This is a genomic window from Bacteroides faecichinchillae JCM 17102 (genome assembly GCF_000614145.1).
Classification (GTDB): Bacteria; Bacteroidota; Bacteroidia; order Bacteroidales; family Bacteroidaceae; genus Bacteroides; species Bacteroides faecichinchillae.
Genome location: NZ_BAKK01000028.1, coordinates 47,767 through 59,751, shown reverse-complemented (window position 1 = coordinate 59,751; position 11,985 = coordinate 47,767). Strand labels below are relative to the sequence as shown.

The 11,985-nt window shown below is 37.3% G+C and carries 8 protein-coding genes and 4 pseudogenes; 2 read left to right on the top strand and 10 right to left on the bottom strand.

Annotated features, from left to right (window positions below; genetic code table 11):
* The 6 genes and pseudogenes from JCM17102_RS23990 to JCM17102_RS27725 all read right to left on the bottom strand — a co-directional run.
* Nucleotides 1-280 (bottom strand): annotated as a pseudogene (locus JCM17102_RS23990) (hypothetical protein); the annotation flags it as partial.
* A 36-nt stretch (nt 281-316) separates the two neighbouring features.
* Nucleotides 317-469 carry a hypothetical protein gene (locus JCM17102_RS31800; protein WP_245798529.1) on the bottom strand — a complete coding sequence of 51 codons (153 nt, stop codon included), beginning with the start codon at nt 467-469 and terminating at the stop codon, nt 317-319.
* Entirely contained in the window at nt 456-623 is a 168-nt protein-coding gene (locus JCM17102_RS31795) for a hypothetical protein (protein ID WP_245798528.1), read from the bottom strand. Before JCM17102_RS31795 ends, JCM17102_RS31800 begins: the two co-directional genes overlap by 14 nt.
* Nucleotides 605-1,662: pseudogene (locus tag JCM17102_RS31790) on the bottom strand (DUF6734 family protein). The gene JCM17102_RS31795 and the pseudogene JCM17102_RS31790 overlap by 19 nt, the downstream one beginning before the upstream one ends.
* Before the next feature lie 345 nt (nt 1,663-2,007).
* Nucleotides 2,008-2,118, bottom strand: a pseudogene (locus tag JCM17102_RS32675) (hypothetical protein); the annotation flags it as partial.
* A 470-nt stretch (nt 2,119-2,588) separates the two neighbouring features.
* Nucleotides 2,589-3,324, bottom strand: a pseudogene (locus tag JCM17102_RS27725) (DUF3845 domain-containing protein).
* Between the two features lie 100 nt (nt 3,325-3,424).
* Between JCM17102_RS27725 and JCM17102_RS14040 the strand changes: the two are divergent.
* Nucleotides 3,425-4,009 (top strand): Crp/Fnr family transcriptional regulator, encoded by a 585-nt coding sequence (locus tag JCM17102_RS14040; protein WP_025075602.1) that lies wholly within the window; start codon nt 3,425-3,427, stop codon nt 4,007-4,009.
* A 26-nt stretch (nt 4,010-4,035) separates the two neighbouring features.
* Here JCM17102_RS14040 and JCM17102_RS14035 read toward each other — a convergent pair whose 3' ends face one another.
* The 3 genes from JCM17102_RS14035 to JCM17102_RS23975 form a co-directional block, all read right to left on the bottom strand.
* Nucleotides 4,036-4,938 (bottom strand): helix-turn-helix domain-containing protein, encoded by a 903-nt coding sequence (locus tag JCM17102_RS14035; RefSeq protein WP_025075601.1) that lies wholly within the window; start codon nt 4,936-4,938, stop codon nt 4,036-4,038.
* Nucleotides 4,939-5,113: 175 nt separating this feature from the next.
* The gene (locus tag JCM17102_RS14030) at nt 5,114-6,862 is read right to left on the bottom strand and encodes a bifunctional metallophosphatase/5'-nucleotidase (protein ID WP_025075600.1); all 1,749 of its coding nucleotides are present in this window, start codon (nt 6,860-6,862) and stop codon (nt 5,114-5,116) included.
* Nucleotides 6,859-8,796 carry a sensor histidine kinase gene (locus tag JCM17102_RS23975; protein WP_033886883.1) on the bottom strand — a complete coding sequence of 646 codons (1,938 nt, stop codon included), beginning with the start codon at nt 8,794-8,796 and terminating at the stop codon, nt 6,859-6,861. The genes JCM17102_RS14030 and JCM17102_RS23975 overlap by 4 nt, the downstream gene beginning before the upstream one ends.
* A 118-nt stretch (nt 8,797-8,914) precedes the next feature.
* On the opposite strand from JCM17102_RS23975, the gene JCM17102_RS14020 reads away from it, so the two are divergent.
* The gene (locus tag JCM17102_RS14020; RefSeq protein WP_025075599.1) at nt 8,915-11,047 is read left to right on the top strand and encodes a Tex family protein; all 2,133 of its coding nucleotides are present in this window, start codon (nt 8,915-8,917) and stop codon (nt 11,045-11,047) included.
* On the opposite strand, the gene JCM17102_RS27720 is transcribed toward JCM17102_RS14020, so the two are convergent.
* Nucleotides 11,019-11,873 (bottom strand): CPBP family intramembrane glutamic endopeptidase, encoded by an 855-nt coding sequence (locus tag JCM17102_RS27720; protein WP_051572923.1) that lies wholly within the window; start codon nt 11,871-11,873, stop codon nt 11,019-11,021. The two genes, JCM17102_RS14020 and JCM17102_RS27720, sit on opposite strands and share 29 nt — an antisense overlap.
* Nucleotides 11,874-11,985: the final 112 nt, after the last annotated feature.

The following is an 11,985-nucleotide window of genomic DNA, read 5'->3' as shown; positions in this document are numbered from 1 at the left end:
CGCTTCCACAACCGCATGATCCGCAGCTACCGCAAAAGCCATAGATTGTTCCGCCAGGCAATGTCCATCCCCAACCGCACACATAAACTTCCGAAGTTAAAGCCCCTCTATCGCTAAGTTCTAAAAGCAAATCCTGAGACATACAGTCATCAGGTCCCGTTCCTAAACCGCTTCCACAGGAACCGCAAGAACCATAACTATAGTTTTGCGTATCCGGAGAAAGTTGAGTAATTTCTTTCAATTTAATTCTGTTACTCTGATTTTCATTTTTTGTTTCCATAAAACTCTTATTTTTTAATATTAGACAAAAAAGTTGTTATTTCTCTGATTTCGGTTTTATATAAACGATGCCATTATAACACAAATATTCCAACTCGGCACGCACCGAACGATAGACACCTTCTTCATTGTTGCGGATATCCGATGAAAGAGAAGTTCTCAATTCACAAAGCAATTCACCAAAACTCATCTCTTTTATCCAACAAAGCCAACATGTTGTATCCCCAATCACTTAACAACGCTTCCTTGTATCCCTCACCCAACAAGCAAGGCACACACACCACATCCGCACTTCTGCCACAACGTTCACGATTTACACGTTCCTTTAACAGATGTTTAGCCAAATCAGGCCAGTTATGGGGATCTCAAACACAGACGCATAAGGATTCTTACCGATAATGCAAGCAGACTGCCGTTCACGATCAGCATTGATAAAACGGGGATAGGCAGAAAGCCGCTTCTCCCAATCATAAAGTGTAATGGTAGACAGATCCTTCCAATCCGCAATGCGGTCACACAAATAATCCTGATATAATGCGATACATTTCTGTATTGTCATATCCGGAGGCGTCTGTTTGACATTGCCTAAGCGCTTGTTGTTTTGTGGGAAAAGTTCCACGATACGCTTATAATACTCAGGATAACGGTCAAGCAAAGTTTTGCCAAGCAGTTCACAGATACGCAAGTTGCGCTTATGCCTGCCCAACAGATGCAAAAACTTGACTTCCTCGAACCGATAGAAATCGCAGAAACGGAAATAATCATAGCCATTATCCGGAACCACCATATCAAACACACTCGTAACCTTTTTACCACGCTCTTCGGCAAGCGCAGCAAAAAGAGTCTGCTCGAATAAAAGATTGTTATTGACACTAATATTATGGCTATGATAATCAAGCAAACCATTATCATCTATAAACTGAAAAGCAATCCGACAATACTCCTGTATAAAATCAAGGTCATTGCCACCCAGGAAACCAGCATTATAAGAGAGAATGGCATCACGTTCCAAAGCCTTACGCAAGAATTCCGGCATCCGATAGTCCCTACGCAAGAGATCGTTCATCATACCTTTATAATATTGAGTACCCATCTCCATGTTTTGAGCGATTAATGCACCGGACTCTATGGAAGCGTCCAACCGGCAAGAAAAATGTATATCTCCGTCCACATGGATAAAAGGTTCTTTCTGTAAAGAATAAGTAAAAAACTTGGGATAAGCCAATGAACATCAGGGCATGGCAAATCGTCATACTGTACCACCACGTCCGTATAAGGCAGTTTCAGCAAATCAATAAAGATATTATAACCATTGCTGTCTGTATAAAAGACCACGTTATTATAGTGCTCACGCAGACTCAGACAACTTAGCGCCCATGACATCAAGTGATATTGTGGATGAAACCATCCGAATCCATTCTCCAAAAGTGAATTATTTGCAGTCTAAAAAGTCTGTACAATTCTCATAGCAATTAATTTAATACAAGTTCAAAATAATTTCATAAATAGTTAGTTGAATATTAAGAACATAGGGGAAAAAGTATTAAATATATAACGACTACCGACCTGCTCGCAGAAGGTAAATTTACAGATATTTATTGTATAACAGGCTATTTCAGCAAAGATTTTGCATTTCTATTAGAAAAATTATGATTAAAGACAAGTAAAGCAATATATCAACAAACACCGTTTCATAAATGATGTAGAAATAATGACAATATCGCCCTGTTATAACATTAGAAATACCCATTTTCTAACATTACTATCTGCAATATATGAAACTACAACTCCTAAAACCACAGATCCAAAAGAAAATTTAGATAAGCCATAAAAATATTTTCCGAATGTTTCTGGCGTATCTTATGTTTTTCCTTTCTTTCCTTCTTTTATTAGTGTTTTTCACTCCAGTTACCCATATATTTCCCTTGTCTTTTTGAATAAAATAAAATGGATATATACTTCAAAAGATAAGCTCAAAAACATCATCATGCTCGAAATGGGATTGGTATCAGTCCGAGTGTAACCTACTCACATTCACATCACAATTGGGTATTTGGAATACATGCACATTATCTTCGCACCCATGGAGATCACACTCCATGGGCATAGGTGGGGGATTAGAACGCATGACCACAGAGAAAGTCATAAACATAGCAAGCAAGCATAATTATCAGTACATCTCGAAATAACTTGCGATTCAATTCATTTAGAGCATTTCCATCTAGAACCAGCCATAGAATATTCTTGGAGTAAACATGACAATCATTTTTCATTAGGAGTTCACTGTGTCTATGGATTTTAATTTAACACTAAACAGCCTCTTTCTGCTCATATACCTCAAAGAATGATTCCTTATCAATCTCAAACGAATTCTGTCTTCCCGTTTCTGCCCAGCCAAATTAATAAACATATTAAAATATAATTGGCTAAAAGACAAATCTGAACGATCATAACTTATATCAAAAGTACAAGTTCTGCGAAACGGATCAAAAGTTCCAAATTTCATCCCCCCTTTGCACATGAACACCTCAGCCGGAAAAGAGGATGGTGGATACGGTTGAAACAAACTAGCCAGTTGAGTATACACATAATCTATCATCCATTCATCTCCCGATAAAGCTAGTTCCCCCTTCAAACGAAGTTTAACCGCATATCGAGTCGTTACATCCAGAGATGTATATATAGGCACTTGCTTATCGCCGAATAATTGCCGTCCTTATAACCGAGGCTCATAGTTAATTTCGATTTTCCAACACCATTAAAGCCGACAACTTCTTCGTCAGCTAACTGGTTCTTCAAATCAATCATAAATGTCAATTTACCCAATGTCGGATTATTCGGATATTGCGCAACAGTATCCAACACATAATCTTCGTCATTATAACTCCGAATAAGAGGAACTTGCCCTTCTTCCACTATCAAAGCCGGACCTCCTGTTTCAATATCCACGTTACTTATCGGGTAATAGATAGCATCATTATCTTTAGCACAACCATACAAACATAGCAGTAATACTGCCATTTCTATTATTTTTTTCATTACCATAAATATCTTATTTCAAAAACAAAGATACATCTTTTTTGTTCCACACCTGATTTATGTCATTCGTTTTTAGTATTTTTGCACACAACAAAACGGAAAAGACATGGATACATTATTAAGAGAAACAGTAGATGCCGTTGTAAACTCCCGTTTTCCGGAAATGAGTCTCGAAGGACGCCGACAGATAGAAAAGATATTAATTCGCAAAGAATACCCAAAAGGAGTAATAGCACTCAAGGAAGGAGCAATAGCCAACGAAATTGTATTTGTTGGCAAGGGAATGCTTAGACAATATTATTATAAAAATGGAAAAGACGTCACTGAACATTTCTCCTATGAAGGTTGCATATTGATGTGTATTGAAAGTTTTCTGAAGCGGGTTCCCACCCGATTGATGGTTGAAACATTAGAGCCTGTTGTTATATATTTATTTCCTTATGATGAAATACAGAAATTAACACAAGAAAACTGGGAAATCAATATGTTCTATCGGAAAATATTAGAATATTCCCTGATTGTATCACAGATAAAAGCAGACTCATGGCGCTTCGAAACTGCACGTGAGCGATATAATCTCTTACTTGAACAGCATCCTGAAATAATCAAACGAGCTCCATTAGCAAATATAGCTTCTTATTTATTAATGACACCGGAAACATTAAGTCGTGTACGCTCAGGAGTATTGTAGAAGAACTGTAGATACGTTTGTCATTATTATCTATTCTTACGATATTCTTTAGGAGATACTCCCACATAATGTTTAAAATATTTTCCAAAAAAAGATTGGTTGGCAAAGTTTAACCGATCAGCTATCTCCTGTATATTCATACTCGTTGAGTTCAAAAGAGCTTTCGCCTCCAATATCACAAACTCGTCAATCCACTCTCCCACCGTTTTACCACTAATCTCCTTCACTACGCCCGAAAGATGTTTAGGTGTCAGACACAATTGATCAGCATAGAATTTTACACTTCGTTCGGATTGATACGATTGAATCAGAGACTCATAAAATTGTTCAAAGATATGCTCCTTACGACTTTTACTAGACACTACAGTTGATACAACCGGAGCATGATTACGAAAAATATTATAAAGTTCAAAAAAGAAACTCTGCATCAATCCAACTACTACTTCCTTACGATAAGCATCTTCTTTATTTTTCAATCGTTTACGGATAAATGAATGATACTCTAAGACTAATTCTTGTTCACTGGGAGTGAGATCAAGACATGGATAATCTTTCAAATAGAAAAAGAGTGAGAGTACATTCCCCATTTTAGGCAATCCTTCCAACAAATTCTTAGATATCGCGAAAAATATTCCCTTGAAACCACTACTTACTTTCCGATTTTCAATAATTTGGCTAGGTAATGCCACTACCATCCTACCGGGAACCAGTTCGTAATCACGAAGGCTTATATTAAAATTAGTACTTCCTCCCAAACAAAGACCTACGCTCAATACTTCCAATTTACTTGGACCATCAAACAAAGATATTATACTCTCTGTGTCAAATAGTGCAATATCATTATCTACAACATCAATATTAGCAGGATCTATATGTTTAGAATGAAACACTGATGAAATACCTATTTTAGGAACATGTTGGATATTCATACACTCTCTTTTTGACGACAAATATACCAGTAGTTATCCAATTTCCAACTTATCCAAAGCCTCAATCAGAGAAAAAGAACATTTTCTCCTACTTTTTGACTAGCTACTAACAATAGAATTATCCAAAGTGAAAACAAAAACCGCTCATTTCATTATTTACAAAAAACATAGATAGTTATTTCTCCTTCCCTTTTTTAAAAAGTAAGTCATAATCCCGTTTAGCACCAAGAACTGTCCATTCCTCAGGAATAAACTTCCACTGATTAAGAGCCTGGGGATTTATTATCTTTTTCTTTTCAATATATTGCATCAAATAAAAGCGAAGATCTTTATCCGTAGAAAATATAATGCGATCTTTTAACTTCTCTTGGGGAATACCTGCTCCTTTAGTCAGCAATTCTCCACCTCCATTACCACGATAAGAATTCAAAGCCACTTTATAAGTCTCCTCCATGCGGAAAGGAGTACTATCCGCCATACTAATAATAGTAATCTTTTCACCCCTAGGTTTAGTTACATCCACTGTATATATTATACCCGCCGCAGAATCAAAATTAAAACTGAAATTCTGTAAAGCAGCCCTATCCGCCGCCCCCTCTTTAAGCTTCTCTTTAAACCAAAGCAAATGGTCATTTGGAGACTTCATCTGATTCGTACACAAGTAATAAGAATCTTCCAAATAATCCTTGATTTCTTTTCCGGATAAAGTCATCACATAAAGCATATTTTCATACTTATATAGATTAAACATATCGCTAACATACACTTCTCCTTTCATAATTTCTGCATCAAAAGAAAGAGGTGCAGTAAAAGAAATATCAGCTCCGGTTATATCAAGTTGTATCCTATGAATCAGGTCGATAAAAGCCGATGGCCCAAAGAAAGCGGGACGTGCTGAAATACTTTCCGTAAATGTACCGATCTTCTTAGAAACAAAATTCTGTACCGCTTCATACTGAGAAGTAAAATGTTTCATAAATTCTTCGCTTACTCCATAATCTTTCGTTTCAGTCAGTACTCCCTGAATATCTTTATGCAGTATCTTACCATCTTTCAACTTCAAGGTTATATCTACATTAGAAAACACGACACTGTTACTAGCGGGATCAATAATCAATACTGAATCTCCCGCAACATTTATTATCTTCTTACACTCACGTGTATGATCATGTCCCATCAATACGATATCAAAACCCGGAACGTTTTTCGCAACTTGTAAAGATGCATTTTCGTTATATTTCCCCGACATCTTAAATGCCTCCTGACCTGCATGAAACAAGCCAATAACTAAACCCGGATTTTCCTTTTCACGAATGATTTTCATCCACTTACGTGCCGTTTCCTCCATATCATCAAATCTCAGTCCACTCCATAGGTTTTCCGAAAGCCACGCAGGTATAGCAGGCGTAATCATTCCCAATACAACAATTTTCACACCATCACGTTCAAGCACCTTATACGGAGCCAGATGAGTTTTTCCAGTAGACGTATCAATGATATTAGCGCCCAATACCGGAAAATCACATATACGAATCCAACGATCGAATACATTACGCCCGGTTTCCACATCATGGTTTCCCATATTCCCAGCATCATATTTCATGAAATTCATCATCTCCGAACATATATGAGGAGAAATCGTATCTATATAATTATAGTAGTATGCCGTAGGTTGTCCCTGTAATATGTCCCCATTATCTAGTAAAATCAAATTCTCTTTATATTGTTCACGTTCTTTTTGCACAAAAACATATATACGCGCCAAACTTCCCTCCCATTCCTGACGAGTGATAAAATTATAAGGATAGTAATTACCATGTACATCACTCGTTTGTACAATCTTTAATTTCACGAACTTCTCCTGGGCTGCCACTGACAGCACTAAGCAAAGAAGCCAGACAAAAATACATACGTTTTTTTTCATTCTTTCTCTATATTTAGCGGATGTGAGAATACAAAACGTGCCCCTTCTGTATAATCAGAGTCAATCCATATATCACCTTTCCATTTATATACAATTAATTTACATATCGACAATCCGAGACCAGTTCCTTGAGCATACTCATTCAATTTTTCAAAGCGTTCAAACACCAACTTTTGTTTCTCTTTAGGAATACCACATCCAGTATCTGTTACTGAGAAAATAGCCACCTTCTTTTTCTCATCTAGGTAAAAATCCAACGTAATCTTTCCATTCTTCGTAAATTTATCTGCGTTCGACATCAGATTAATAATGACCTGTTGGATACGCTGTACATCAGTTTCCATCTGAAAAGCCTCATATCGACTATTAAACAGAAACTGATTGTCCGAAGACTGCCGGGAAAAACTTACCGAAGCCACAACTTGCTTACACAACTGCACTATATCACAATATTCCCAAGTCAAAGTTACCCGATTTGCTTCCAAACGGGATAAGTCCAGAATATCATTAATCAAACGCAACAGCAAATCAGAGTTAGACTTAATTATTTTATAATAAGATTGACGATCTTCCTCCGTACTATCGCCCATTGATAGCACATCCGAGAATCCAACAATCGAATTTAGAGGTGTTCGAATCTCATGGCTCATATTAGCAAGGAAAGCGCTCTTTAGACGATTGGATTCCTCAGCCTTATCTTTCGCTATCCGCAAATCTTTCTCCGAAGTTAATAATTCATCCTTCAAACGTTTTGTCCGAAAATAATAAAAAAGTGAAATACACAATCCTAACACCAATATAACAAAAGCGGAACCTGCCATCCATATTTGATAAGTATACTGTTGGTAAAAAGTAACAGGCTGATTGACAATCTGTACTTTTAAAGGAAGAATCTTTGGATTCAATCCCAATTCTTTCGCTTTCCGATAGTCCAATACTGCCTTACTGCCAATGACAGTTAAATTTTGCAATGTATCTTCCGGATTATCGTCAATTCTTATACTTGCTACAGCCATATCCTCTCCAACCTTTTTATAATTCGGCAGAACTCCTCCGATAGCCCAATAGCCAAGGGCCACAGAGGAAGGTGTGAAGGTAGGAATTTTGGGTGCAGCCTCCATCATGGCGTATGTAGCATTTCTCATAAAATAACCTTCATTCATATCTACTCGCCAAGTTCCTACCATGATCGCCGTATTCTCCGGCAGATGTCGTAATTCTTCAACAACTGTATAAATAGTATGTTGGCGTCCGTCCAAAAGAATTAGGTTCAACTCAGGAAATTTCTTCATTTCTTTACGTACCAACGCTTGCATAGTCACTCCACCATAAGTATTATCCGAGATGAAAACAATATTCTTAGTTTTTGGATAAAAAGACTGAATCATCCGAATATTATCATCAATATTATACTGATAAATAAAACCTGATTTTAGTTCAGGAATGTCAAGATGATCGCCGAAAAGATCAATAGATTCAGGCAACCAAGTGCTCAAAGAGGAAACTGTATCAGTTGGTAAAATCACTACATTACTACTAATCAGACTACACATTACAGGTACTTTTATTTGCATAGAATCGCGTTGTGAAAGATATGCAGCCCATGCTTCCTGACCTAAAAGAATAATTTGTGCCGGATGTCTATCTCCCTGATATTTCGAAAGAATCTCAGTCATCAGTTCACTCCAAAGAGGAGATTCTGAGAAACTCTTACAGTTCATATTCTCAATGATAATATCATGTTTTCCTCTCAGTTTTTGATATTCTTCCATATAATCCGAAATAGTTACAGAAGTTTGTTGTGACGCCGGATTATAAGAACAGATAATCAGAATAGGATTTTTGTCCTTAGAAACGGCCCGTAAATTAGCGGACTGGAATAGAAACAACACTAATATAATCAGGCATTCTATGTGTCTTACCCAAACTGACATGCTTATATAGTTTTGATGTGCACTCTTGTTATTTTATCTTGCAAATATAATAAAACTTGTTGGCTATAATAGATTTATGTGTATTTTTGTCATTCATTTATTTGCAAAAAAAATATTTATGGATTTATTTCACAGAATGATTTCCGGATTATTAGGTATACCGGAAAAACAGATCAGTAGTACTCTCCAACTCCTGGCAGAAGGTGCAACTATCCCTTTTATTAGCCGTTACCGTAAAGAAGTTACAGGTGGACTAGATGAAGTACAAATTGAAAATATCAAAGACCAGCATGATAAATTATGCGATATAACTAAAAGAAAAGAAACAATTCTTAGTACAATCCAAGAACAAGGAAAACTAACTCCGGAACTTGAAAAACGTATCAACGGTACTTGGAATTCGACAGAATTGGAAGACATCTACCTTCCCTATAAACCCAAACGGAAAACACGTGCAGAGGTAGCCCGTCAAAAAGGTTTGGAGCCTCTTGCCACGATCATGCTGTTACAGAGAGAAAACAATCTCACTTCCAAAGCTGCTACGTTCGTCAAAGGCGAAGTAAAAGATGTAGAAGATGCATTGAAAGGTGCTCGCGATATCATTGCAGAACAAGTAAATGAAGACGAACGAGCTCGAAATGTTATTCGTAACCAATTTAATCGTCAGGGGCAAATCATTGCCAAAGTGATAAAAGGGAAAGAGGAAGAAGCTGCTAAATATCGAGACTATTTCGACTTTTCCGAATCTTTGAAACGTTGTACTTCTCATCGTCTACTTGCCATTCGTAGAGCAGAAGCAGAAGGATTATTAAAAGTGTCTATCAATCCGGATGACGAAGAATGCATTGAACGCCTGAAACGACATTTTATTCATGGCAATAACGAATGCAGCCGTCAAGTGAACGAAGCAATTACTGATTCATATAAAAGACTACTCAAGCCCTCTATTGAAACAGAATTTGCAGCTCAGTCCAAAGAGAAAGCAGATGATGAAGCGATCCTTGTATTTACAGAAAACTTACGTCAGTTGTTATTAGCACCTCCCTTAGGACAAAAACGGGTACTTGCTATTGATCCTGGATTTCGTACAGGATGCAAAGTGGTCTGCCTGGACGCACAGGGCAATTTATTGCATAATGAAAACATTTATCCTCATCCTCCTGTCAGCAAAACCGGAGAAGCAGCTTCCAAACTTCGTAAAATGGTAGAAGCTTATCAGATTGAAGCTATCTCAATTGGAAATGGGACAGCCAGCCGTGAAACGGAAGATTTTATCAATCAGCAGACTTTCGACCGTCAGATCCCCGTATTTGTAGTTAGTGAACAGGGAGCTTCTATTTATTCGGCATCCAAAATCGCCCGTGATGAGTTTCCTAATTATGACGTAACAGTACGAGGAGCCGTTTCTATTGGTCGCCGACTTATGGATCCTTTAGCAGAGCTTGTCAAAATCGATCCCAAGTCTATTGGAGTAGGACAATATCAACATGATGTAGACCAGACAAAACTGAAAAAAGCACTTGACCAGACAGTTGAAAACTGCGTAAACCTAGTTGGTGTAAACTTGAATACAGCTAGCAATCATCTTTTGATTTATATCTCCGGTTTAGGTCCACAATTAGCACAAAACATCGTAAATTATCGTGCTGAGAACGGAGCATTTTCCTCTCGTAAAGAATTAATAAAAGTTCCACGAATGGGTGCGAAAGCTTTTGAGCAATGTGCCGGTTTCCTTCGTATCCCTAATGCACAAAACCCTTTGGACAATACAGCTGTACATCCGGAAAGCTATTGTATTGTAGAACAAATGGCAAAAGACCTGAAATGTTCTGTCAGCGAATTGATCGCAAATAAAGAACTTCGACAGAAAATTAATATATCTAATTATATTACCTCTACTGTCGGTTTACCAACCTTGCAAGATATTATGCAAGAACTTGACAAACCTGGACGTGACCCGCGTAAAACAATTAAAGTTTTCGAATTTGATAAAAATGTACGTACCATTACAGACCTACGCGAAGGTATGATTCTACCTGGCATAGTAGGAAATATCACAAATTTCGGAGCATTTGTCGATATAGGTATAAAAGAGAACGGACTTGTACATCTCTCCCAATTAGCGGAACGATATATCTCTGATCCTACAGAAATCGTATCTATTCACCAGCAAGTCATGGTCAAAGTCATGAATGTAGATACCAACCGAAAACGTATTCAACTTAGCATGATCGGGGTACCGCAAGACTGATTGCTTCTCTTTTCTCTCCCCACCATATAATCAGAATAGTAAATACAATCATAAGTACTGTACAAATGAGCGAGCCTTCAAACCCGAAGGCTCCGCCATTTAGTACATTTTCTTCAGGCAAGTACAAAGTCAGCATTGAAGTACCAAAATCATTACCACTCACTTCATAGCCTAATATTGGGCCTTGTATCCAATTCCAAAAAAGATGGAGTGACAAAGGAAAGCAAAGATTACGGGTATATAAAAAAGGTGCTCCAAGAAGCATCCCGGCAAGCACCAGATTCAACATTGGTAAAAAAGAAATACTCGGATTAAAAAGGTGCATAGTAGCAAATAATAAAGAGGAGATCAAAAGAGAAAGAAACTTATTTAGTTTAGTGTGCATCAATCGTCCCAAAATATAGCCACGCATCATAATTTCTTCCGTCAATGCAACAAGCAAGAAAAAACAGAAAGTCCATACTAATGTTACAGGATCAAATTGAAAACCTGTTACATCTACTAATCCAAAAACATAAGACAAACCAAAACCAATAACGTATATTGCAAAGGCCAATAAAGCTCCATACCAAATTCCTTCAATATGACCTTTTAGAGATAATCCCAAATCTGAAAAAGGACGACGCTCCCAATAAAGCAGAATCATTGCCGAAGAAAGAACAGCCAGCAACATACAGAATTCTGCTATAATATACTTCCACATCCCTGCTTTCATCACTCCTTCCCCAATAGTTACCGCTAATCCCCAACTAACGATCGTACTATATAGCCCAAAAAACATAAAGCCCCCCACCATCATTAGTAAGATACTTACCCATGCAGGAATACGTTGAGCTTCCTTTTTTCAATCAATTCTTCCACTTCCATTTTTTATAATGTGTTATCAGGTTGCAAAATTAGATATAAAACATAAAATAACGTCGTATTTTATCTATTTT

Bases quoted from the DNA above. Each gene is read 5' to 3' on its own strand.
- JCM17102_RS31800 (WP_245798529.1), bottom strand. From the start codon at position 469: ATGAGTTTTGGTGAATTGCTTTGTGAATTGAGAACTTCTCTTTCATCG.
- JCM17102_RS14040 (WP_025075602.1), top strand. From the start codon at position 3,425: ATGGATACATTATTAAGAGAAACAGTAGATGCCGTTGTAAACTCCCGT.
- JCM17102_RS14035 (WP_025075601.1), bottom strand. From the start codon at position 4,938: ATGAATATCCAACATGTTCCTAAAATAGGTATTTCATCAGTGTTTCAT.
- JCM17102_RS14030 (WP_025075600.1), bottom strand. From the start codon at position 6,862: ATGAAAAAAAACGTATGTATTTTTGTCTGGCTTCTTTGCTTAGTGCTG.
- JCM17102_RS23975 (WP_033886883.1), bottom strand. From the start codon at position 8,796: ATGTCAGTTTGGGTAAGACACATAGAATGCCTGATTATATTAGTGTTG.
- JCM17102_RS14020 (WP_025075599.1), top strand. From the start codon at position 8,915: ATGGATTTATTTCACAGAATGATTTCCGGATTATTAGGTATACCGGAA.